A 22,256-nucleotide genomic window follows, 5' to 3' on the forward strand; every position below is an offset into this window, starting at 1 on the left:
ACGACAATGGATGAAGAGGATTTCGAGGACTACGACCGTGAGGTCGAGCTTGCACTATTTCGTGAGTACCGTGACGTCGTCGGGCAATTTGGCTATGTGATCGAGACCGAGCGCCGCTTCTATCTGGCGAACGACGTCGAGCTCGTCCGCCGAGACACGGAGCACGATTTCTACTTCGAGATCACGATGAAAGACGTCTGGGTGTGGGATATCTACCGTTCGGACCGCTTCGTGAAATCGGTGCGTGTGCTCACGTTCAAAGACGTCAACATCGAGGAGTTGCAGAGCAGAGAGTTCGAGCTTCCCAAGGATCTCGCTCTCGACGAGTAGTCGAATTCCGGATGCCGCGTGCCGGCGTCGTCCCCAGGTCACGCCACGCGAATCGTCGTCCACAGCCTGCCCCATGACTCGACGCGCTCACAGATGGGCGTGAGGCCCTCGCGAGCACGATGCCGCGGCGACACGATGGTCGTATGCGAGAGTCAACGATCGAATTCGGTGCGCGGGGCGAAGAGGCAGCGTGTGCGTACCTTGAGCAGGCAGGCTACGAGATACTCGAGCGCAATTGGCGCAATGCGGCTGGTGAAATCGATGTCATTGCGCGCGTGGGAGACACCGTCGTCTTCATCGAGGTCAAGACGCGGTCGAGCATCGGCTACGGGCACCCATTCGAGGCGATAACACGCGACAAATCTCGTCGTCTTCGCCGCCTTGCCGGTCAGTGGGTCGCCGATACGCACTCGGTGCCGCGCCGCATCCGCATCGACGCGATAGCGGTTCTCTGGCCGAGCGATGGGCATCCATCCATCGAACATCTTGAGCAGGTGTGCTGATGCCCGTCGCACGCACGTGGGCCGTCGCGCTGATCGGGCTCGACGGCACACTCATCGAGGTCGAAGCCGATATTTCTGCGCAGCTGCCTGCTTTTGTGATCATCGGTCTTGGGGATCGTTCGCTCCGTGAGGCCGAGGGCCGGGTGAGGCAAGCGGCGAGCAACTCAGGATGCCGGTTGGCACCGCGACGCATCACCGTCAACCTGTCGCCGGCGAGTCTGCCTAAGCACGGTGCGACGTTCGACCTGGCAATCGCGCTTGCGTGCCTTGCCGCGGATGGAATGGTGGAGCGCACCTCTGTGGACCGCGTGGTTCACATTGGAGAGCTGGGGCTTGATGGCCGTCTGAGACCAACCCCGGGGGTTCTTCCCGCCGTGCGCTCCGCCGTTCGTGAAGGCAGAGCTGTCGTGATGGTTCCGACGGCGAACGCCGAGGAGGCACGCCTCGTTCCGGGAGCCACTGTTGTGCCCGTTGCGTCGCTTCGCGATGCAGCAATTCACCATGGCGCCGATCTCGATGCCCACGTCGTCGAGCCGATTCAGGCCGTGTCGCGGGGCCAAACGCCTCCAGACGAGCGAGATATTGGCGAAATCGTTGGGCAGACCGAGGCAATCACTGCTCTCGAGACGGCAGCGGCCGGCGGGCATCATGTGATGATGCTCGGGCCGCCTGGGGCGGGAAAGACGATGCTTGCCGAGCGACTGCCCGGAATCTTGCCCGACCTCACGATCGACGAGGCACTCGAGACGGCGAGTGTTCGCTCACTTGCAGGGGAGCCGATCGACGGAACTCTCTGCGTGCGTCCTGGCTACGAGGCGCCGCACCATACGGCGACTGCTGCTTCGATCGTTGGGGGCGGGAGCGGAACGATCCGACCCGGCGCGGCGGCCCGAGCGGTGAACGGTGTTCTCTTTCTCGACGAAGCCCCCGAGTTTGCTCGCACCGTTCTCGATGCACTCAGGCAACCGCTGGAGAACGGCATCATCACCATTCACCGGGCGAATTCCGTTGCCCGTTTTCCTGGGCGGTTTCAACTCGTCATCGCGGCCAACCCCTGCCCGTGCGGGCAATACGGATCCGCGGATGGCTCGTGCACGTGTCCTCCGGCATCCATCCGCCGATATTTGGGGAGACTGTCGGGGCCGCTGCGTGACCGCGTCGATATCCATATGAATATCCCGCGCGTCTCCACGGCACATCTGCGTGGGGCGCACCCGGCGTCAGCGCGTCGGTCGAGTGATGTGAGAGAGCGGGTTGCGGCCGCGCGAGCCCGTGCAGCGGAGCGGCTGAGAGAAACACCGTGGGCCCGAAACTCGGAGGTCACCGGAGCCTGGCTGCGCGGCGACGGCGCGCTTCCCCGCAGCGTCACTGCGGTGATCGATCGAGCGCTGGAACGCGGCGGGCTCACAATGCGCGGCTATGACAGGGTTCTGCGCGTTGCGTGGAGCGTGAGCGACCTTGCTGAATCGCCGAGGCCCACAGCAGAGCATGTCGGCACGGCGCTGTATCTGAGAAAGGGAATGACGACGTGATGACTCCAGACGATGTCGGCAACAATGCCCCTGCGATCGAAAACGCTCGAGACGAGGCAGAACGGCGCGCACGCGAGCATTGGCTCGGCATTGTTGAGCCCGGCGACAGTACGGCGCACTCCGTCATCGGCGCACTCGGGGCTTCCACAGCGCTCGAGCTTGTGTCGGCTGGGGCATCTGCCCGCGACATCGTCGACGTTCTCGTGGAGCACGTTGATGCTGGGGCGGAGTTCATTGACGACCTCGTTGATCTCGTCAGCGATGGGCTCAAACGGTGGTCAGGGCGTCTTGGGGCCATTGACGTCGACGCCGTCCGTCGCTCGGCCGCCGCATGCGGAGCGCGATTCGTCATTCCCGCCGATTCAGAGTGGCCATGGGCGCTCGACGATCTGGGGGAGCATGCACCGCTTGGGCTCTGGGTGCGCGGTGCTCTCGGCACCTTTCCCGACAGGTCGGTGGCGCTTGTCGGATCTCGCAATTCGACGGGGTACGGAGAGCACGTCACTGTCGAGATTGCGTCTGGTCTGGTTTCGCGCGGATTGGGAGTGGTTTCAGGCGCAGCGTATGGAATTGATGGGCACGCCCACCGTGCCGCTCTGGCATCGAGAGGTGAGACCATTGCGATTCTTGCCGGGGGCGTCGACCGACCGTATCCCGCGGGGCACACTGAGCTGATCGAACGCGTAGCAACGCACGGTGCACTGATCAGCGAGGTGCCGTGCGGATCGCCGCCGACAAAGTGGCGTTTTCTGCAGCGAAACAGGCTCATAAGCGCTCTGGCAACCGCCACGGTGGTGGTCGAAGCGGGGTGGCGCAGCGGCTCACTCAACACGGCAGCGCATGCTGCAACGCTCGGGCGCCCGCTGGGAGCCGTGCCCGGGCCCGTGACGAGCGCAACATCGGCAGGGTGCCATCGGCTGCTCCGCGACAACGGGGCAACGTGCGTCACCACGGCAGACGACGTCGCCGAGCTTGCCGGTGTCAGCGGTGACGGAGACCTCCTCCAGCCGCTCCGCGACTGGACGCAGACGCGAGTTCTCGACGCGATGACCTCTCGGAGGTCGCGAAGCGTCGATGAGATTGCCACGTTGAGCGGACTCGATCACGACAGCGTCCGCGCGAGTCTTGGCGCGCTCGATGTTCTCGGCGATGTGCGTCATTCAGCGAACGGATGGATCATGTCGTGAGGAGCGAGGAACGGCACCCGTGTGCGCTCGGCTTCGGTTGCGAGAATCGCGGTGCGCCGAGCAGACAATCCTGCACTGCCGGTGGAAACTGTGGTCATGGACATCGCTGCGGCACGAGAGGAGTTCATCGACTACGTGCGCGTCGAACGCAACTTCTCTGCACAGACCGCTCGGGCCTACGCCTCAGATCTGAACGCGTTCGTGCAATGGGCGGCCGCGCGTGCGCTGATCGACACGCGCGACGTTGAACTCGACAACTACCGGGACTGGCTCTGGAAGATGTCGAACGATGGACTCGCGCCGTCAACGATCGCCCGGCGCTCCGCGACACTGCGCAGCTGGTCCGCGTGGATGTGGCGTGAAGGAGCAACCGAGACCGACACTGCGGCGCGTCTGCGTTCCCCGAAGACAGGCAAGCGCCTGCCGAAGGTTGTTCCGCGCGACGCCATGGATGCGGTTCTTCGCGGGCTGGGTGCTGCAGCCGCCGAGGGCGGTCCAACCGACGTGCGCGATCACGCGATCGTTGAGCTGCTCTATGCATCGGGGCTTCGCGTCTCAGAGCTGTGCGGTCTCGACATCGACGACATTGATCTCGACCGGCTCACCGTGCGCGTGACGGGAAAGGGATCAAAGCAGCGCATTGTTCCCTTCGGCGTTCCGGCTCAGTCGGCGATCATTGACTACCTCCGCGACGCCCGCGCCCACCTGCTCCGTCAGAGTTCGGCTCCGACGGCAGGAGACACCTCTGCCGTGTTTGTGGGAACTCGGGGAGCGCGCCTCAGCACTCGGTCGGCGTATACAGTGATCTCACGCATTCTCTCTCGTGTCCCGGCGGCAAGCGGGGTCGGCCCGCACACGCTGAGGCACACCGCCGCAACGCATCTGCTCGATGGCGGGGCAGATCTGCGTGCCGTGCAGGAGCTATTGGGCCACTCGAGCCTCGGGACAACGCAGATATACACTCACGTGTCTGCCGACCGTCTCAGAGAGAGCTATCGACTCGCCCACCCCCGCGCATAGCGTGCGATGAGAGAGGAAGAAGCACAGCTCTCTCGACCCCTCCAAAATAGATGAGCGGGTTCACGTACTCGCCGTGAACGCGCACGCCGATGTGCAGACAGTCGGATTCGCAGTGCGGCCCCGTCGTGACGGTGCCGATCACCTGTCCGCGTTTCACGCTCTCGCCCTTCGCGACGAGCGGAGTCACCGCCTCGAAGCTGCTCAGCACAGTGTCACTGTGCTCGATCGTGATCACCGGTCTGTTGACAACCGTGCCGGCAAAGAACACCGTTCCATCCGATGGTGCGCGAACCTGCTGATTCGCCGTCGCGGCAGCATCGATGCCTCGGTGTCCCTTTCCCCAGGGATCTGCCGGTGCCTCAAACGCTCGGGCAACGCGCCGTTCACCGTCCAACGGCCATTGCCACGTTGCGGCCGCTGTCGAGGGCGCGGGGGAAGGCGCAGCCGCGGCGGGGGCATGGGCAAACACCGCAGATACCCCGAGAATCACGGCGGCGACCGCAATGACACAGCGCGTTCTTCGTCGAGAGGAATGGGTTCTCATGCCCCGATTGTCGTCCCAGGGGAGTCGTTCATCTCACACGTCTGCCATGGTGTGCACGTCGACACACTCGCGTTCAGGTGTGGACGACAATTCAGACCCAGCCAGATGCTAGAATAACCGGAGCATCCCGTATGTCGGGATGACTACGCGTGCCCAATCGGCCTCCTCACCCAACGGTCTTCGCTCTGTGAGCGTTGTGGGTGTGTGCCGGGCACCAGGGAGTGCGATCACCAGTTCGCACCATCAACCGCCAAGACGCCGCACGGCGTCAGAGAAGGAGACACGGCCATGGCCGTCGTAACGATTCGCCAGCTGCTCGACAGCGGCGTGCACTTCGGGCACCAGACCCGTCGCTGGAACCCCAAGATGAAGCGCTTCATCTTCACCGAGCGTTCCGGCATCTACATCATCGACCTGCAGCAGTCGCTCGCGTACATCGACCGCGCATACGACTTCGTCAAAGAGACCGTTGCCCACGGCGGAAGCGTTCTCTTCGTCGGAACGAAGAAGCAGGCTCAGGAGTCCATTGCCGAGCAGGCCACGCGCGTTGGTCAGCCGTACGTCAACCAGCGTTGGCTCGGTGGGCTCCTCACCAACTTCCAGACAGTTTCGAAGCGCCTCGCACGCATGAAGGAGCTTGAGGAACTTGACTACGAGGATGCCTCGAAGTCGTCGTTCACGAAGAAGGAACTGCTGATCAAGAAGCGCGAGCTCGACAAGCTTCACAAGTCGCTCGGCGGAATCCGCAATCTCACGAAGACACCTTCCGCTCTGTGGATTGTCGACACGAAGAAGGAGCACCTCGCCGTTGACGAGGCGAAGAAGCTCGGTATTCCCGTCGTTGCCATCCTCGACACCAACTGCGACCCCGACGAGGTCAACTACCCGATTCCGGGTAACGACGACGCGATTCGCTCTGTGAGCCTGCTCACGCGCATCGTCGCCGACGCCGCAGCAGAGGGTCTCATTCAGCGTCACCAGAAGCCTGCCGAGGGTTCTGAGCAGGCCGAGCCGCTCGCCGAGTGGGAGAAGGAACTTCTCACTGCCGAGCAGGGCGAATCCACGACCGAGTCCACCGAAGAGTCAGCCGAGCAGAAGGCCGAAGCTCCTGCTGCTGACGCAACCGAGGCTCCTGGCGCTGAGGCAACCGAGGCTCCCGCTGCTGCCGAGGCTCCTGCCGCTGAGGCAACCGAGACTCCTGCTGCAGAGGCTCCCGCCGCCGAGGCAACTGAGGCTCCGGTTGACGAAGCTGCCGAAGAGGCACCAGAGGCTCCTGCTGCTGAGGCCGACGAGGCCGCCGCAGCCGACGACGCAAAGTAACTTTCGACTACAAGGAGTTCCACACAATGGCAAACTTCAGCATCGCCGATCTGAAGACGCTGCGTGAGCAGCTTGGCACGGGCATGGCCGACACAAAGGCCGCGCTCGTCGAAGCTGACGGTGACATCGAGAAGGCGACGGAGATCCTTCGCCTGAAGGGTGCAAAGGGCAACGCCAAGCGCGCTGACCGTTCGACGAGCGAGGGACTGATCCTCTCACGCGAGTCCGAGGGCTCAACGACGCTCGTCGAGTTGGCCTGCGAAACCGACTTCGTCGCGAAGAACGAGAAGTTCGGCGACCTGGCAAACACGGTTGCCGACGCGGTAGCCGCGGCTGGCGCGTCGTCTGTCGACGAAGGGCTCGCTGCCGTCAGCGACGGCAAGCCCGTCGCCGACATCATCAGCGAGCAGGCAGCGACAATCGGCGAGAAGATCGAACTCCGTCGCGTTGTGCGCGTCGAGGGCTCCAACTTCGCTGTCTACCTGCACCGCACGTCGAAGGACCTCCCACCGCAGATCGGCGTCGTCGTGTCGTACGAAGGCGACGACGCAGAGACCGCTCGAGCCCTCGCGCAGCACGTTGCGATGTTCGACCCGGCCTACCTTGGCGTTGACGATGTTCCGGCAGACGTGCTCGACAAGGAGCGAGAGATCGTCACCGAGATCTCGCGCAACGAGGGCAAGCCCGAAGCCGCGATGCCGAAGATCATCGAGGGTCGCGTGAATGCCTTCCTCAAGCAGGTTGTGCTTGTCGAGCAGGCGTACGCCCGCGACAGCAAGGTGCAGGTGAAGAAGGTGCTTGCCGATTCCGGCCTCACCGTCACCGGCTTTGCTCGTCTGAAGGTCGGCGCGTAACAAAACAAGAGGAGTCCGGGTTGCGAATTCAGCAGCCCGGACTTCTTTGTGTGTGCATGCATGCACGACACCCAGTAGTTTGAAGAGCACAGGATCGGAAGGATGTCATCTGCATGTCGGAAAAGAAGCGCAGGGTACTGCTGAAGCTGTCTGGTGAAGCGTTCGGTGGAGGCCAGCTCGGAGTGAACCCCGACGTTGTCGGCAACATCGCCCGCGAGATTGCAGAGGCCGCCGGTGAAGTCGAGATTGCGATCGTCGTTGGAGGTGGCAACTTCTTTCGCGGAGCCGAGCTCTCAGAGCGAGGCATGGAACGCGGACGCGCCGACTACATGGGCATGCTCGGCACCGTCATGAATGCTCTTGCTCTGCAAGACTTCCTCGAGCAGGCGGGAGCAACGACGCGCGTTCAGTCTGCAATCGAGATGACCCAGGTGGCCGAGCCGTACATTCCCCGTCGCGCTGAGCGGCACCTCGAGAAGGGCCGAGTCGTTATTTTCGGCGCCGGGGCGGGCCTTCCCTACTTCTCGACCGATACCGTCTCGGCTCAGCGTGCCCTTGAGATCGGTGCCGATGTCGTGCTCGTTGCGAAGAACGGGGTCGATGGCGTCTACACGGCCGACCCGCGCATCGACCCAGATGCCACACTCATCGACAACATCACGTATCAGGAAGCACTGCAGCGGGGACTCAAGGTTGTCGATTCCACAGCGTTCAGCCTGTGCATGGACAACCACATGCCGATGCAGGTGTTCGGCATGGAGCCCTCGGGCAACGTCACGTCCACCCTGCGCGGCAGTGAACTGGGAACCTTCGTCAGCAACTAGACTGGATCAAGGCCTACGACGAGAAGGAGCGACGAGTGATCGCCGATGTATTGACCGAGACGTCAGCAAAGATGGACAAAGCCGTTGAAGTGGCCAAGGAAGACTTCGCGACCGTGCGGTCTGGACGAGCGAACCCGCAGCTCTTTCAGCGCATTCTCGTTGACTATTACGGATCACCGACGCCGCTGGAACAGCTCGCTTCCGTCAACAACACCGATGCCCGTTCGATCGTCATCTCGCCCTACGACAAGACGGCGATGAAAGACATCGAGCAGGCAATTCGAGACGCTCCGAACCTCGGTGTGAACCCGACAAACGACGGGACGATCATTCGAGTGACGATGCCGGAACTCACAGAGGAACGTCGCAAAGAATACGTCAAACTGGTGCGGGGCAAGGGCGAAGATGCACGGGTCGCCGTACGCAACGTCCGGCGCAAGGGGAAAGACGATCTCGATGCGCTGAAGGGCGACGTCGGAGATGACGAGGTTGCGCGCGGCGAGAAAGAGCTCGAGCAGATCACCAAGACGCACACCGATGCCATTGACGAAGCGCTCAAGCGCAAAGAGGCCGAGCTTCTCGAGGTGTGACATCGGGGATCACAAGCGAGGAATTCAGTGAACGCTGATGAGGAGCACCCGGCGCGACGTGAGAGCGGCCGTCGTCGTCGATCGGACTTGCACGCGCAGCTGCGCGAAACGAGAGACGATCTCGAACGTCAGGTTCGTGACGGACGGGTGCGCTTTGACCAGGTGAATGAGCGGATTGAGGCCCGAACGGGTCGAAATCTGATTCTCGCGATCCTGATCGGCGTCGTTCTCGGCGGCGGTCTCGTGGCGAGTCTCATCTTCGTGAAGGTCGTCTTCGCGGTCTTCGCGACGATTATCGTCGGTTTCACCGCCTTTGAGCTCGCGAAGGCCTTGCAGCGAACAGGGCGGGCCGTCGACCCGATCGCCGCTGTGATTTCAGCGGTGCTCATCATCGGAACCGCTTACTTCATCGATGCTCCCTCCCGCGGCATGGTTTTCGCTGGCGGCATCGTGTTCGTCATCGTCTATCGGCTCGTCGCGCAGATGGCGTCTGGGCAGGCGCGAAGTGTGAAGCAGACGGTGAGCGACCTGGCAACCGTTGCATTCATTCAGGTGTACGTTCCCTGGTTGGCGAGCTTCGCTGTCGTTCTCGTCGCGCAGGAGGGCGGGGAATGGTGGACGCTCGCCTTCATCGCGCTCGTCGTGATGGTTGACGTCGGCGCATATGTCGCAGGTCTGTCGTTCGGAAAGCACCCCATGGCCCCGAAGATCAGCCCGAAGAAGACGTGGGAGGGTTTTGCCGGCGCCGTCGTCTGCAGCATCCTCGCCGGCGTGCTGCTCGCGCTCTTCATGATCGGTCAGCCGTGGTGGGTCGGGGTGATTCTGGGGTTGCTCATTCTGGGCAGCGCGACGGTCGGAGACCTCGTCGAGTCGATGATCAAGCGCGATATGGGCATCAAGGACATGAGCTCGTGGCTGCCGGGGCACGGCGGATTTCTCGACAGACTTGATTCGATACTGCCCTCGGCAGCCGTGATGTTCGCTGTCTACACGGTGGCGGTGCAGTGAGGATGTTTTCAGCAGCTCGTGAGAGACAATAAAAACGTGACATCACATTTTCCGTTGGTCAAGCACGGCAAGGGATACGCTGTCGCCGAAGTCGAAGCGTTCCTCGAGCGTGCCCGTGAGGCGTACAACGAGTCCGAGTCCGCGCAGATGACCGCCTCCGACTTACGTTCGGCGTCGTTCAGCATGAAACGCAAGGGATACTCGCCCGTGCACGTTGATGCCGCTCTCGAGCGCCTCGAGGATGCTTTTGCTCGGCGTGAGCGTGAGAATTCGTATGACGAGAAAGGGCGTGACCACTGGATCGAGGAGGCGACGACGACGGCTCAAGTCGTTCTCAACCGCCTCGCTCGACCGGACGGCGAACGATTTCGCCGCGTGAATATTCTGACGCAGGGGTACCGACGCGACGACGTCGATTCATTCGCCCGAAAGATCGAGGACTATTTCACAGATGGCGCGCCGATCAGCATCGACCGGGTGCGCACCGTCGTTTTCGCGAGCGAGCGCGGCGGATACGACGAAGCGCAGGTTGACGCTGTGCTCGACACTGTTGTGAGCGTGATGCTGGCCGTTCGCTGACGGTCGGCGCGTGGCACTGGAATCCCGGCGCGCCTCTCGTGTAACATGACCGTTATCGTGGGAAAGCATGTTGCAAAAATCTCGGCCACCGTTCATCCGGTCACGGCCAGGCGTCAACGACCCCGTACGCGGCGCGCCATTGCGCTCGGGTTCTTCTCGTTTCTCGCCGCCTTCGGATTCTTAGCTGTCAATATCGTTGACCCGTATTCCGGCGCAACCGCGTCACCGTACTTCCAAGTCGCCCAGACCGATCGCGCTGCCGATGCGCAATCGCTTGTCGTTGCCGGCTCGTACGAGACGGCAGTTGATCGCGACGGGTACGACGTCTACATCAAGCCGAAGCCCAAGCCCAAGCCGGACCCCGTTGAAGAGACGTCGACAGACAACGGTGGGTCATCTGGATCCTCTGGGTCCAGCGCTCCGCCCGCAGGAACACCCGACCCCGGCTCTGCCAAGGCGATTGCGCACGCAATGCTCGCCGACCGTGGTTGGGGCGATGATCAATACAACTGCCTCGTCTCCCTGTGGGACAGGGAATCCGGGTGGAACGTCTACGCCCACAACGGCTCCTCCGGCGCCTATGGCATTCCTCAGGCGCTTCCAGGCAGCAAGATGGCTTCGGCGGGAGCCGATTGGCAGACGAACCCGGCAACGCAGATTTCGTGGGGCCTTGGCTATATTTCAGGACGGTACGGGTCGCCGTGCGGGGCATGGTCGCACTCGCAAGCGACGGGCTGGTACTGACCTCACACGATCTCTGTGGAGTTGATGATGCCGCGCAGCAATCGGCCGCGTCGACGACGCCCTGCCGTTCAGAACGATGACGATGACCTCAGTCACCTGCTCTCGGGCTGGAAACGGACGGAGATGCGTCGCGGTGTTGCCTGGAACGTTCAGCCGGTGTCCGCTGCCCGTGCGCTGAAGGAGTACAGCTGCCCTGGATGCGGCGGCGTCGTGGTGACGGGTGTCGCCCACCTTGTCGCCTGGCGCGCAGACGGTGTTCTCGGCGACTCCTCAGACCTCGATGCCCGGCGCCATTGGCACTCTCACTGCTGGAGAATTTCATGACGACTGAGATCAAGGGCGCGATCGTGCTGCCCGCAAACCGTGAGGACATCACGCTGCGCACCGAAGATGGTCTGAGCCTTGTCGGCGAACTCGCGACTCCCGCAACCGGCACACCGATTGCGACGCTCGTGACGCTGCATCCTCTGCCGACGGCGGGCGGGTTCATGGATTCGCACATTCTGAAGAAGGCCGCCGCTCGACTTCCGGCCATCGCCGATATTGCCGTTCTGCGATTCAACACGCGCGGCACGACATCCCCCCGCGGAACGAGCGAGGGCCGCTTTGGCGACGGCATCGACGAAGAGGCCGACGTTGCGGCGGCAATGAAGTTCGTCGCCGACCGCGGCTTGCCGAACCCGTGGCTTCTCGGCTGGTCATTCGGCACAGAGCTCGCACTGAAGTACGGCCGCGCCCACCCGGTAACCGGGGCGATTCTGCTTTCTCCGCCATTGCATCGCACGACGGATGTCGAGTTGGGCGCCTGGGCCGGTGATTCGCGACAGCTCATCGCCGTCATTCCCGAGCTGGATGACTATCTGCGACCCGCTGAGGCGACAGAGCGCTTCTCGCTCGTTCCCGACGCGACTGTGGTGCCCGTTGAGAACGGCAGACACCTCTGGGTGGGGGAGAAGCAGACTCGTCGAGTGCTGACCGAGATTCTCTCCGTCGTCAACCCTGAGGCGCTTCCTCTCGCGCAGGAGTGGGATGGCCACCTCGGTTAAAGTTCGTTCTGCCGCGGAATTACCACTTGCTTGATGATCAGAAGGATCGCCGCGGCCGTCGGGATCGCCACGAGGGCTCCCAGCAGGCCGAGGAGCGAGCCCCCGGCAAGAGCGGCGATGACGACGACAGCGCCCGGCACCGAAACAGCGCGCCGCATGATGTTCGGGCTGATCACGTATGCCTCGATCTGCATGTACACGAGATAGTAGATGCCCGCGACGAGCGCGGTGAAGGGTGAGCCAAGCCCAGGAATCAAGCAGGCGAGCGTGATGATGATCGAGCCGGACAGCGTGCCGACCAGCGGAATCATCGAGGCGACGAAAGCGATCACGGCGAGCACGGGCGGAAACGGTGCCTGGATAATCGACAGAAAAATAAACGACAGGATGCCGTTGCAGGCGGCGATGCTTGCCTGTCCGATCACATAGTGCCCGATCGAGTCCGTGATCTGCTCGCTCAGATCGGCAAACCGTTCCCGCTTCGACGCCGGGACGAGCAGGTACATGCCGCGGCGCATCGTGGGGAGCGACGCCGTGAAGTACAGGGTGAGAATCAAGATGATCAGCGCGCCGAAAAAGAACGAACCGATCGAGAGGGCGACATTGAGGATTCCGCTCGAGAGATTCGAGACGTTGCTCGCGTCGGTGAGCCAGCCTGCGGCGCTGTCGATGAGCTCGTCGAAGGGAACGAACGGAAACTGCTGCTCGAGAAACTGCAGAAGCGTCAGATCGCCGATCTGACGCTGGATCTGCGGCACGAGAGCGACGAGTTTTCCCACTTGGTCCACGATGATCGGAACGACCATCCAAATCACGCCGGTGAACAGCGCGAGTACGCACACCATCACCGTGATGAGCGCGGCCCAGCGCGGAAAGCTCTTCTTTTCGAGCCAGGTGACGATCGGGTCGAGGCCGAGCGCGATGAAGAGTGCGGCCCCGATGTAAATGATGATCGTCGACAGCGACACGACCGAGTTGATGATCAGAAGGCCGATGCCGACGCCGAGGGTGCCAACGAGTCCGACCCGGAACGCGTTCTGGATTTTCACTCGAGCCCCCTTGAAATGCGTGCCCCTCATCCTAAACGCCCACGGCATTCGCCACCGGCACATCCGGGGCCGAGTCGCCGAGCGGGTTTTCAGGCAAATGGGCTAATCTGTAGCGTCTGTATTCGTCACCGCCGTTGCTCTCGACCCGAGATTCGGATGCTGCGCCTCAATCGCGGTGATGCTGGAGGAGAAACTCGTGCGATTCGTCTTGGCTATAGCCGCGTTTGTCGTGGCGGCTGCCATGATCGTCCTCGGAATCGCCCAGCGGACGATCTTTCTTCCGCCGGCAGCGGTTTCGTATGAGGTCAGCACCGACGATGATCTGGCGTTCACCGTCATCGACGGCGAGACCATGACGGCTTTGCCAGGCAAGCAGTCCGTGACAGCGACCGGGTCCGACACCGTCTTCGTCGCGTACGCGCGCACGGGAGACATTACGGCATGGCTGGGTGACGAGCCCTACAACACGATCTCCTTCAACGACGACAAGACAGAACTCGTCTCGAAGAAGCACGAGGCGAAGCCGGCAGAACCCGATCCTGACCAGACCGAGACTCCGGCCCCCGACGCAACCGAGACTCCTGACCCCGAGGCGACCGACGATGCAGCCGCCTCGGAGACAGAAGCGGACGACGAGAGGACCGCCCCAAATCCCGCCGGATCTGACCTCTGGCTGATGGAGAACATCGAGGAGGATGCTGTTATCGCTCCGATGAACATTCCGAAAGGCGTGAGCGTTCTCGTCGCGTCCGACGGCGCGCACGCTGCTCCGTCTCAGCTCAAACTCACCTGGCCGAGCGATAACTCGACGCCCTGGGCCGGCCCGCTGATCGTCGGCGGAATCATCATGATCATCGTCGGCCTCATCCTCTATCTCTTAGGGATCAACCATCTGCGCCGGTCGCGAGGGCCGCGCAGAAAGGGAATCGACGATGGGCGCAAGAAGGGCCTCCTCGGCCGAGGACCGCGCCCGCGAGCCCTCACCGGTTCACAGAAGTCGGGTCGAGGGCGGTTGCGCATGGTTGCGGTGCCCCTCGTTTTGGTTGGCGCCATCAGTCTCAGTGGGTGTTCACAGGCCTTCTGGCCCGACTTCACGCCCGATCCGCGCCTCCAGACAACGGCGACGCCGACACCAACCGCCGACGGTGAAGAACTGCCCGAACCAGCGGTATCCGTGCCGCAGCTCGAGCGCATCATGGCCCAGGTCTCTTCCGTTGCCACCGAGGCTGACAGCGCACGCGACTCAGATCTTGCCGCGACCCGCTTTGCCGGAGCAGCGCTCACGGAGCGACAGACAAACTACGACATCAGAGAGAAGATCTCTGACTACGCGGCGCCCGAGCCGATTCCCGCATCGCCCCTGACGATCAGCCTCCCGAAAGCGACAGATACCTGGCCGCGAACCGTGATCACCATGGTGAAGGACGAAGATCCAACTGTTGCTCCGACGTCGGTTGTGCTCGAGCAGAAGACACCGCGTGACAACTACAAGGTCGTCTATACGCAACGCCTCGAACCGGACGCCGTTGTGCCCCAGCTCGCACCGGCGAGCGTTGGCGCTGCCGGCATCCCCGCGGATTCCGCGTGGCTGACAATGCCTCCCGGTGAGTTGGCGTCCGCCTACGCGGATGTCGTGGCGAAGGGCGATGAGAGCGAATTTGCTTCGAAATTCGATGTGAGCAACGACACGCTCATTGACGCGATCGCCTCCGATCGAGACACGAAGAAGTCGGAGCTGCCCGATACCGCAACCATCTCGTTCGCGACGAAGGCCGGTGACTCCGCGCCCGTGTCGCTCGCGACGCTGAACTCGGGGGCGATTGTTTCGGTCAGCATGCTCGAGGTCGAAACGGTGAAGCCGAAGCAAGAGGGTGCGCTCATCAAGATCAAGGGAACGACGATGGCCGCTCTTGCAGGACTCGATGAGACTGCAAAAGGCATCGAATCGACGTATTCTGATCAATTGCTGTTCTATGTTCCGCCCGCTGACTCCGAAGGCAAGATCACACTTCTCGGCTTCAGTCAGGGGCTTCTGAGTGCCACGGAGTTGAAATGAGTGAAATGCCTTTTGACGGAGCATCCATACGCGGTGCTGTCGACCTGTCGAGCCTTGTCAACAGAGACGCCCCGACCACGCAGCAGCCTGCGCCGGGTCAGGCTCAGCCTTCCCAGGCGAACAACGGTCCGATCGTCGTCGACAGCCTCGTGCTCGACGCGACAGACCAGACAGTCGAGAAGTTCGTCGAGCTCTCGATGCAGGTTCCGGTGCTCGTCGACCTCTGGGCCGAGTGGTGCGGCCCGTGCAAGCAGCTCACGCCCATTCTCGAGAAGGTCGTTGCCGAGTACGCGGGCAAGATTCTGCTGATGAAGGTTGATGTCGACACAAACCCCCAGCTTGCGCAGGTTTTTCAGGCGCAGTCGATCCCAACGGTCGGAGTGCTGCTCGGCGGACGCCCGATGCAGGTTTTTCAGGGGGCCGTTCCCGAAGCACAGGTGCGTGAGGTGCTGGAGCAGGTGCTGCAGATCGCCGCGCAGAACGGTGTCACCGGCACGGCAACAGTGTCTGAGGACACGACAGATGCCGAAGAGAAGGAGCCGGAGCCCGAGCCGCTTCCCCCTCTGCACCAGGAAGCCCTTGACGCGATCGAACGCGGAGACTTCGCCGTTGCTGTCGCCGCGTACGACAAGGCAATCGCGCAGAACCCGAAGGACGACGAGGCAAAAGCCGGGAGAGCACAGGTTCGCCTGCTTGTTCGCGTGAACGGGACGTCGCTCGACGAGGCGCGCAGCGCCGCGGCATCCTCTCCTCTCGATGTCGCCGCGCAGATGGCCGTCGCGGACCTCGACGTTTCGGGCGGCCACGTCGACGATGCATTTGACCGGCTTCTCACGCTCTTCCCTGACCTTGACGATGATGGCAAGTCGACGGTGCGCGAGAGGCTCTTGGAGCTGTTCGAGATCGTCGGGGCCGACCCGCGCGTCACCAAGGCTCGCGCTCGACTGGCCGGTCTGCTGTTCTGAGCATCAGCTCGAGGTGAGCTGTGCCGCCTTTCCGCGTGTGAGCGCGAGGAGGGCAGCCGGGTCGATCTCAATATCGAGGCCGCGGCGCCCTCCCGAGACAAACACGGTGGGGTGCTCGAGACAGGACTCGTCGATGACCGTCGGCAGAGGGCTCTTCTGGCCGAGCGGGCTGATCCCGCCCACGACGTAGCCCGTTTTTCGCTGTGCGACCGCCGGATCGGCGAGCCGTACTCGCTTGACACCGAGGGCTGAGGCAACAGCGGAGAGCTGCATGCGGGAGTTCACGGGAATGACGGCAACTGCGAGTTGGCCGCCTGCATCAACGACGAGGGTCTTGAAGATGCGCTCGGCCGCGACATCGAGCTTTCTCGCCGCCTCTGCACCAAAATCGGTCACGGTGGAATCGTGCTCGTATCTGTGCAGAGTGAACGGCACGTCGCTCGCCGTGAGCGAAGCTGTTGCCGGGGTTCCGCCCGTTCCCGACGCATTCGATTTCGCCATGACCCCTCCGATCGATCTCGCGACGCCGAGTTCCGAGACCCCGCGTGACGGATCTAGAGTAGTGAATGCAACGCGATTCTGCGTTGAGCCGACCGGTGAAAGGCGACACGTGAGCGTGTATCTCGATCATGCCGCAACGACCCCGTTGCGTGCGGAGTCGCGTGCTGCATACATTGACGCGCTCGACATCGTCGGCAATCCGGCATCCATTCACGGGGTCGGCCAGAGGGCAAAGCAGCTGCTCGAAGAGTCGCGAGAGACAATCGCCCGCTCGCTCGGCTGTGATTCGATCGAAGTGATCCTCACCTCCGGTGGCACAGAGGCGATCAACTTTGCGCTCAAGGGCCTGTTCTGGTCGCGCAATGCCGAAGGGGCGCGCCCGATCATTCTCGCGCCCGGCGGCGAGCACCACGCAACGATCGACACGCTCGAGTGGCTTGTCGCGCACGATCGAGCGGACGTTCGGTGGCTTCCGCTCGACGAGGAAGGGACCCTGCATGCCGATGTTTTCGATGCGGCACTCGTCGAGGCGGCGGGCCGGTGCGCGGTTGCCACGGTGATCTACGGGAACAACGAGGTTGGCACCGTGCAGCCGATCGATGAGCTCAGCCGGGTGGCCGCGCGTCACGGGGTTCCGCTTCACGTTGATGCCGTGGCGGCATACGGGCACGTGGACATCGACGTTGCACGGCTGCGAGCGATCAGCGGTGCATCCGGAGAAGCCGGGCTTGTTGCCCTGAGCGTGTCTGCACACAAGATCGGGGGGCCGGTGGGGGTCGGCGCTCTCTATCTTTCGCGGGGTGCGACGGTAGAGCCGCTTCTGCACGGGGGTGGACAGCAGCGGAACGTGCGGTCGGGAACCCAAGATGTCGCGGGGGCGATCGCCTTCGCAACGGCAGCGGAGCTGGCCGCGAGCGAGCGTGCTGACGAAGCGCAGCGGCTCACCGAACTGAGGGATGTGCTGATCGCCGGTGTTCGGCACGCGGTTCCCGAGGTGCGCGTGAACGGTTCGCGCACTCATCGACTGGCGAACAACGCTCACTTCTCGTTTCCCGGCTGCGAAGGAGATTCGCTGCTCTTTCTGCTTGACATGGCCGGAGTCGCGGTGTCGACAGGTTCTGCATGCCAGGCCGGGATTCCCGAGCCGTCGCATGTTCTGCAGGCGATGGGGCGCGATGAGCGCGAAGCTCATGGTGCTCTGCGAGTGAGTCTCGGCCGCACAACGACTCGGGCCGATATCGACGCATTTCTCGCCGCGCTTCCCGAGGCCCATCGGCAGGCGAAGAAGGCTGGGCTCTCTGACCGCGAGGTGACACGGCGCTGACGTTCAGCCGCGCGGCCGTAAACTGGAACGATGAAAGTTCTCGCTGCTATGTCCGGAGGCGTCGACTCTGCAGTTGCGGCCGCTCGAGCCGTTGACGCAGGACACGAGGTCGTCGGTGTCCATTTGGCGCTCAGCCGCATGCCAGGCACGCTGCGCACGGGCAGTCGTGGGTGCTGCACCATCGAGGATTCGATGGACGCCCAGCGCGCCGCGAACATGATCGGCATTCCGTACTACGTGTGGGATTTCTCGGAGCGGTTCAAAGAAGACGTCGTTGACGACTTCATCGCAGAATATTCAGCAGGCCGCACGCCGAACCCGTGTTTGCGCTGCAACGAGAAGATCAAGTTTGCCGCGCTTCTCGAGAAGGCGCTCGACCTCGGATTCGATGCCGTCTGCACAGGGCACTACGCCAGCATCCGGTATGACGCCGACGGCAATCGCGAGATGCACAGGGCAAGCGCGTGGGCGAAAGACCAGTCGTATGTGCTCGGCGTGCTCACCGCCGACCAGCTTGAGCACTCACTCTTTCCGCTGGGAGATACGCCGTCGAAGGATCTCGTTCGCGCCGAGGCCGCTGAGCGCGGCTTCACCGTGGCGAGCAAGCCAGACAGCCACGACATCTGCTTCATCCCAGACGGAGATACCCGCGGGTGGCTCGCCGAGCACGTCGGATCGGAGTCGGGTGAAATCCGCGATCGCGAGGGAAACGTCGTTGGTAACCATGAGGGCGCGCACGCGTACACCGTCGGACAGCGGCGTGGTCTGAACCTCGGCGTTCCGGCGCCAGACGGTCGACCGCGATTCGTTCTCGAGGTGAAGCCGCGAAGCAACGAAGTGATCGTCGGGCCGAAGGAGGCGCTTGCGATCGCCGAGATTGCTGGGTCTCGATACAGCTGGGCGGGTCTTCCCCCGCAGAGCGCCGAGAGCGAGTTCTCGTGCGCTGTTCAGATTCGCGCACACGCAGACCCCGTTCCCGCTGTCGCGGTGATGGAAGCGAATGGTGAGTCCGGCGACCTCGAAGTCGTCGTGCGCCCCGAGACACCGCTTGACGGTGTCGCTCCCGGGCAGAGTGCCGTGCTGTACGTGGGAACGCGAGTGCTCGGACAGTTCACGATCGACCGTACGGTGAGCGCCGTTCCGGTCGGCGCGTCAGTGTGACCGAATGGATGCTGCTGTAGCCAGCAGTTCCCGCGCGAGTGTCTTCTCGACGTTCTCGTCAAATCGATCGCGGGCTACCGCGACGGAGAGCGCGAGCGACGGCTCCCTCGCGATGCAGACGCCGACCGCAACCACGTCGGGGTCGCTCTCGCCGAAATTGACGGCGTATCCGCGTTGTCGCACGCCGGTGAGCTCTCGCCGAAATTCGTCGAGCGTCGCCTGCTTCTCATTGCGCCACGGCGGCAGTCCCGTCGGGTAGAGGGCGGGCAGCGAGGCGTCGCCGAGGTCGGCCAGAATCGCTTTGCCTCCCGACGTGGCGAAAGCCGGAGTTCGTGACCCGATGCGAAGGCTGACGCGCAGCCATTGCGTGCCCTCGATGCCGTCGAGGAAGCGTACGTCTGGCCCCGTGAGAATGACGAGGTGAACGGTGTCATCGAGACGGCGGGCGAGCGACTCGAGGTGCGGGCGCATCGTGCGCACGATTCGGCGAAGCTGATTGCCGTCCGTTCGCTGACCCGTGAGCTTCGGGCCGGGGTGATAGAGGCGCTTCTCACCCTGCTCGACGAAGCCGCGGTGCGTCATTGTGGTGAGTAGACGGTGGGCCGTCGACGCGGCCACGTCAAGCTCTGCCGAGGCGTCGGTGACACTGAGAGTTCCTCGCTCGGCAAGGAGCTCGAGCAGATGCATTGCCCGATCCACTGATTCGACCCGGTAGGGGTCGCCTTTCTGAGCCACGGAATCACTGTAACGCACAGTGGCCGACTCTCTGCGCGTGTGATAGCGCATTTCGGCGGAACCGATGTCGGTTGCGGATCGTAGACTGAATTCCGTGACTGACGCCAGCGAATTGAGTCTTGACCAGGCAGCAGAAGAAGCCCGCGCACTGACGTCGCGAATCATCGAGCTTCGCGATGCCTATTACGAGCGTGATGCGTCGCTCGTCTCTGACCACGAGTACGACGAGATGATGCACCGCCTCGAAGCGCTCGAGCGAGCGTACCCCGAGTTGCAGGGGCAGGACTCACCGACGCAGACTGTCGGCGGATTCGCAGAGACGACTCTGTTCGCTCCGGTGATTCATGCCGAGCGGATGCTCAGTCTCGACAACGTGTTCAGCGACGAGGAGTTGCGTGAGTGGACGTCGCGCACCGAACGCGCGGCGGGCCGCAGCATCCGGTACCTCTCTGAGCTGAAGATCGATGGTCTCGCCGTGAACCTGCGCTATCAGAACGGCCGTCTGGTCTCTGCCGCAACGCGTGGCGATGGGGTTGTCGGTGAAGACGTCACAGAGAACGTGCGGTACATTCCCTCCATTCCACGCACGCTCGTGGGGGAGGGGCATCCTGACCTCGTTGAGGTGCGGGGAGAGATCTTCTTTCCCGTCGACGCGTTCACTGCCCTGAACGAACGACAGCAAAAAGCCGGGGAGAAGGTGTTTGCGAACCCGCGCAACGCAGCGAGCGGGAGCCTGAGGCAGAAGTCGGAAGCCAAGACAGACGCGCAGCGCGAAACAATGAGAGACAGGCTCTCGCGCCTGCAGATGCTTGTTCATGGAATCGGCGCGTGGCCGAACCCGCCCGTTGCGAGCCAATCGGACGTCTACGAACTGCTCAGGGGATGGGGGCTTCCGACCTCGACGCACTATCGAGTGTTCGACGACGCAGACGGGGTTGTCGATTTCATTCACTGGTATGGAGAAAACCGGGGATCGGTCGAGCACGAGATTGACGGAATCGTCATCAAGGTCGACGAATTGGCGCTTCACGACGAACTCGGGGCGACAAGCAGAGCGCCCCGATGGGCGACAGCGTTCAAGTATCCGCCAGAACAGGTGAATACGCGGCTGCTCGACATCGTTGTGAGCGTCGGTCGCACCGGGAGGGCGACACCATATGCTGTCGTTGAACCCGTACATGTCGCCGGGTCGACGGTGAGCCAGGCAACGCTGCATAATCAAGACGTCGTGAAGGCCAAGGGAGTGCTGATCGGCGACACCGTCGTGCTGCGCAAGGCCGGCGACGTCATTCCGGAGATTCTCGGTCCGGTGGTTGAGGCGCGCGACGGCAGCGAACGTGAATTCGTCATGCCGAGAGAGTGCCCGGAGTGCGGGACGCCGCTGAAGCCGGCGAAGGAGGGCGACATCGATCTGCGCTGCCCGAACGCGCGCTCGTGCCCGGCGCAGGTTCGTGGACGTGTGGAGCACATCGGCAGCAGAGGAGCCCTCGACATCGAGGGGCTCGGGGAAGTGAGCGCATCCGCACTGACGCAGCCGATCGAACCGTCAGAGCCTCCGCTCGTGACGGAGGCCGGCCTCTTCGACCTCACTCTCGCCGATGTGTTTCCGATTCGCACGCAGGTGATCGATCCCGAAACCGGGCGGCCGCGAACAGATGACGAGGGAAAGGCGAAGGTCGTCACGCCGTTTGCCCGCAAGCGCACGAAGAAAGACGGTGGGTTCGATCCTGAATCCGCCGAGTTCTCCGGCGACGACGGCTTCGTTCCGTCGAAGAGTGCTCTCGAGCTCATCGAGAACATCGAGCGGGCAAAGACAAAACCGCTCTGGCGGCTGCTTGTTGCGCTCAACATTCGCCATGTCGGGCCCGTCGCCGCGCGAGCGCTTGCCGACTGGTTCGGCTCGCTCGACGCAATCAGAAAGGCGTCTCGCGATGAGCTGGCCGATGTCGACGGCGTCGGCGGCATCATCGCTGACTCGCTCCTCGCCTGGTTCGGCGTGGACTGGCATCGCGACATCGTGACGGTCTGGACCGATGCCGGAGTGCAGTTTTCGACCCCGGATCACCCGGGGCCGGGGGCAGCAGCCAAACAGGGCGGCGTGCTTGCCGGTCTGACGGTGGTGGCGACGGGGTCGCTCGAGGGATTCTCCCGAGACGGCGCGAAAGAGGCGATCATCAGCGCCGGGGGAAAGGCAGCAGCGAGCGTATCGAAGAAGACGGACTTCGTCGCCGCAGGGCCCGGGGCCGGCTCGAAGCTCGGCAAAGCCGAAGAGCTCGGTCTGACAATTCTCGACGCCGAGCAGTTCGCTCGCCTCGTGACGGAGGGGCCCGGCTTTCTCGCCGACTCAGACTCAGACTCAGACTCAGACTCAGACGATTAGTCTC

At 63.0% G+C, this 22,256-nt stretch carries 23 protein-coding genes; 19 read left to right on the forward strand and 4 right to left on the reverse strand.

Annotation, left to right across the window (positions count from 1 at the left end; all coding sequences use genetic code 11):
* Nucleotides 1-6: 6 nt before the first annotated feature.
* The 5 genes from HCR84_RS07310 (at nt 7) to HCR84_RS07330 (ending at nt 4,572) form a co-directional block, all read left to right on the forward strand.
* Complete coding sequence (locus HCR84_RS07310; protein WP_166983442.1) at nt 7-330, forward strand: DUF2469 domain-containing protein; 324 nt, start codon at nt 7-9, stop codon at nt 328-330.
* 143 nt (nt 331-473) lie between these two features.
* Nucleotides 474-833: a YraN family protein gene (locus HCR84_RS07315; protein ID WP_166983443.1), complete on the forward strand. Its 360-nt coding sequence runs from the start codon at nt 474-476 to the stop codon at nt 831-833.
* Nucleotides 833-2,365: a YifB family Mg chelatase-like AAA ATPase gene (locus HCR84_RS07320; RefSeq protein WP_166983444.1), complete on the forward strand. Its 1,533-nt coding sequence runs from the start codon at nt 833-835 to the stop codon at nt 2,363-2,365. Before HCR84_RS07315 ends, HCR84_RS07320 begins: the two co-directional genes overlap by 1 nt.
* On the forward strand, nt 2,365-3,552 hold the full coding sequence (gene dprA, locus HCR84_RS07325) for a DNA-processing protein DprA (RefSeq protein ID WP_166983445.1): 1,188 nt from the start codon (nt 2,365-2,367) through the stop codon (nt 3,550-3,552). The genes HCR84_RS07320 and dprA overlap by 1 nt, the downstream gene beginning before the upstream one ends.
* Before the next feature lie 96 nt (nt 3,553-3,648).
* A complete protein-coding gene (locus HCR84_RS07330) occupies nt 3,649-4,572 on the forward strand; it encodes a tyrosine recombinase (RefSeq protein WP_166983446.1) in 924 nt (307 codons plus the stop codon).
* On the opposite strand, the gene HCR84_RS07335 is transcribed toward HCR84_RS07330, so the two are convergent.
* Nucleotides 4,535-5,116: a murein hydrolase activator EnvC family protein gene (locus HCR84_RS07335; protein ID WP_166983447.1), complete on the reverse strand. Its 582-nt coding sequence runs from the start codon at nt 5,114-5,116 to the stop codon at nt 4,535-4,537. The genes HCR84_RS07330 and HCR84_RS07335 overlap by 38 nt on opposite strands.
* A gap of 288 nt (nt 5,117-5,404) precedes the next feature.
* On the opposite strand from HCR84_RS07335, the gene rpsB reads away from it, so the two are divergent.
* The 9 genes from rpsB (at nt 5,405) to HCR84_RS07380 (ending at nt 12,081) form a co-directional block, all read left to right on the forward strand.
* Entirely contained in the window at nt 5,405-6,436 is a 1,032-nt protein-coding gene (gene rpsB / locus HCR84_RS07340) for a 30S ribosomal protein S2 (protein ID WP_166983448.1), read from the forward strand.
* Between the two features lie 26 nt (nt 6,437-6,462).
* On the forward strand, nt 6,463-7,290 hold the full coding sequence (gene tsf, locus HCR84_RS07345) for a translation elongation factor Ts (protein ID WP_166983449.1): 828 nt from the start codon (nt 6,463-6,465) through the stop codon (nt 7,288-7,290).
* Between the two features lie 113 nt (nt 7,291-7,403).
* The gene (gene pyrH, locus HCR84_RS07350) at nt 7,404-8,114 is read left to right on the forward strand and encodes a UMP kinase (protein ID WP_166983450.1); all 711 of its coding nucleotides are present in this window, start codon (nt 7,404-7,406) and stop codon (nt 8,112-8,114) included.
* A 35-nt stretch (nt 8,115-8,149) separates the two neighbouring features.
* Complete coding sequence (gene frr / locus HCR84_RS07355) at nt 8,150-8,704, forward strand: ribosome recycling factor (protein WP_166983451.1); 555 nt, start codon at nt 8,150-8,152, stop codon at nt 8,702-8,704.
* 27 nt (nt 8,705-8,731) lie between these two features.
* Nucleotides 8,732-9,712: a phosphatidate cytidylyltransferase gene (locus HCR84_RS07360; RefSeq protein WP_244972589.1), complete on the forward strand. Its 981-nt coding sequence runs from the start codon at nt 8,732-8,734 to the stop codon at nt 9,710-9,712.
* 36 nt (nt 9,713-9,748) lie between these two features.
* On the forward strand, nt 9,749-10,291 hold the full coding sequence (locus HCR84_RS07365) for a DivIVA domain-containing protein (RefSeq protein ID WP_166983452.1): 543 nt from the start codon (nt 9,749-9,751) through the stop codon (nt 10,289-10,291).
* A gap of 57 nt (nt 10,292-10,348) precedes the next feature.
* Nucleotides 10,349-11,035, forward strand: coding sequence for an aggregation-promoting factor C-terminal-like domain-containing protein (locus HCR84_RS07370; protein WP_244972590.1), 687 nt, complete (start codon nt 10,349-10,351; stop codon nt 11,033-11,035).
* 27 nt (nt 11,036-11,062) lie between these two features.
* The gene (locus tag HCR84_RS07375; protein ID WP_166983851.1) at nt 11,063-11,359 is read left to right on the forward strand and encodes an Rv1322 family protein; all 297 of its coding nucleotides are present in this window, start codon (nt 11,063-11,065) and stop codon (nt 11,357-11,359) included.
* Nucleotides 11,356-12,081 (forward strand): alpha/beta hydrolase, encoded by a 726-nt coding sequence (locus HCR84_RS07380; protein ID WP_166983453.1) that lies wholly within the window; start codon nt 11,356-11,358, stop codon nt 12,079-12,081. The genes HCR84_RS07375 and HCR84_RS07380 overlap by 4 nt, the downstream gene beginning before the upstream one ends.
* Here HCR84_RS07380 and HCR84_RS07385 read toward each other — a convergent pair.
* Nucleotides 12,078-13,130, reverse strand: a complete 1,053-nt coding sequence (locus HCR84_RS07385) for an AI-2E family transporter (RefSeq protein ID WP_166983454.1) — start codon at nt 13,128-13,130, stop codon at nt 12,078-12,080. The genes HCR84_RS07380 and HCR84_RS07385 overlap by 4 nt on opposite strands.
* Nucleotides 13,131-13,326: 196 nt before the next feature.
* Here HCR84_RS07385 and HCR84_RS07390 point away from each other — a divergent pair, with 196 nt between their 5' ends.
* A complete protein-coding gene (locus HCR84_RS07390; RefSeq protein WP_166983455.1) occupies nt 13,327-15,186 on the forward strand; it encodes a DUF8094 domain-containing protein in 1,860 nt (619 codons plus the stop codon).
* A complete protein-coding gene (locus HCR84_RS07395) occupies nt 15,183-16,151 on the forward strand; it encodes a tetratricopeptide repeat protein (RefSeq protein WP_166983456.1) in 969 nt (322 codons plus the stop codon). Before HCR84_RS07390 ends, HCR84_RS07395 begins: the two co-directional genes overlap by 4 nt.
* A 3-nt stretch (nt 16,152-16,154) precedes the next feature.
* On the opposite strand, the gene ybaK is transcribed toward HCR84_RS07395, so the two are convergent.
* A complete protein-coding gene (gene ybaK / locus HCR84_RS07400; protein ID WP_166983457.1) occupies nt 16,155-16,652 on the reverse strand; it encodes a Cys-tRNA(Pro) deacylase in 498 nt (165 codons plus the stop codon).
* Nucleotides 16,653-16,761: 109 nt separating this feature from the next.
* Here ybaK and HCR84_RS07405 point away from each other — a divergent pair, with 109 nt between their 5' ends.
* Complete coding sequence (locus HCR84_RS07405; RefSeq protein ID WP_166983852.1) at nt 16,762-17,976, forward strand: cysteine desulfurase family protein; 1,215 nt, start codon at nt 16,762-16,764, stop codon at nt 17,974-17,976.
* 30 nt (nt 17,977-18,006) lie between these two features.
* Entirely contained in the window at nt 18,007-19,137 is a 1,131-nt protein-coding gene (mnmA, locus tag HCR84_RS07410; protein ID WP_166983458.1) for a tRNA 2-thiouridine(34) synthase MnmA, read from the forward strand.
* On the opposite strand, the gene HCR84_RS07415 is transcribed toward mnmA, so the two are convergent.
* Nucleotides 19,129-19,872, reverse strand: coding sequence for an IclR family transcriptional regulator (locus HCR84_RS07415; RefSeq protein WP_166983459.1), 744 nt, complete (start codon nt 19,870-19,872; stop codon nt 19,129-19,131). The genes mnmA and HCR84_RS07415 overlap by 9 nt on opposite strands.
* Nucleotides 19,873-19,936: 64 nt before the next feature.
* Here HCR84_RS07415 and ligA point away from each other — a divergent pair, with 64 nt between their 5' ends.
* Entirely contained in the window at nt 19,937-22,252 is a 2,316-nt protein-coding gene (gene ligA / locus HCR84_RS07420) for an NAD-dependent DNA ligase LigA (protein ID WP_166983460.1), read from the forward strand.
* Nucleotides 22,253-22,256 lie beyond the last annotated feature (4 nt).

Source organism: Paramicrobacterium fandaimingii, assembly GCF_011751745.2.
Classification (GTDB): domain Bacteria; phylum Actinomycetota; class Actinomycetes; order Actinomycetales; family Microbacteriaceae; genus Paramicrobacterium; species Paramicrobacterium fandaimingii.

Coding starts and splice junctions, on each gene's coding strand:
- HCR84_RS07310 (WP_166983442.1), top strand. CDS start 7: ATGGATGAAGAGGATTTCGAGGACTACGACCGTGAGGTCGAGCTTGCA.
- HCR84_RS07315 (WP_166983443.1), top strand. CDS start 474: ATGCGAGAGTCAACGATCGAATTCGGTGCGCGGGGCGAAGAGGCAGCG.
- HCR84_RS07320 (WP_166983444.1), top strand. CDS start 833: ATGCCCGTCGCACGCACGTGGGCCGTCGCGCTGATCGGGCTCGACGGC.
- dprA (WP_166983445.1), top strand. CDS start 2,365: ATGACTCCAGACGATGTCGGCAACAATGCCCCTGCGATCGAAAACGCT.
- HCR84_RS07330 (WP_166983446.1), top strand. CDS start 3,649: ATGGACATCGCTGCGGCACGAGAGGAGTTCATCGACTACGTGCGCGTC.
- HCR84_RS07335 (WP_166983447.1), bottom strand. CDS start 5,116: ATGAGAACCCATTCCTCTCGACGAAGAACGCGCTGTGTCATTGCGGTC.
- rpsB (WP_166983448.1), top strand. CDS start 5,405: ATGGCCGTCGTAACGATTCGCCAGCTGCTCGACAGCGGCGTGCACTTC.
- tsf (WP_166983449.1), top strand. CDS start 6,463: ATGGCAAACTTCAGCATCGCCGATCTGAAGACGCTGCGTGAGCAGCTT.
- pyrH (WP_166983450.1), top strand. CDS start 7,404: ATGTCGGAAAAGAAGCGCAGGGTACTGCTGAAGCTGTCTGGTGAAGCG.
- HCR84_RS07375 (WP_166983851.1), top strand. CDS start 11,063: ATGCCGCGCAGCAATCGGCCGCGTCGACGACGCCCTGCCGTTCAGAAC.
- HCR84_RS07380 (WP_166983453.1), top strand. CDS start 11,356: ATGACGACTGAGATCAAGGGCGCGATCGTGCTGCCCGCAAACCGTGAG.
- HCR84_RS07395 (WP_166983456.1), top strand. CDS start 15,183: ATGAGTGAAATGCCTTTTGACGGAGCATCCATACGCGGTGCTGTCGAC.
- ybaK (WP_166983457.1), bottom strand. CDS start 16,652: ATGGCGAAATCGAATGCGTCGGGAACGGGCGGAACCCCGGCAACAGCT.
- mnmA (WP_166983458.1), top strand. CDS start 18,007: ATGAAAGTTCTCGCTGCTATGTCCGGAGGCGTCGACTCTGCAGTTGCG.
- ligA (WP_166983460.1), top strand. CDS start 19,937: ATGTCGGTTGCGGATCGTAGACTGAATTCCGTGACTGACGCCAGCGAA.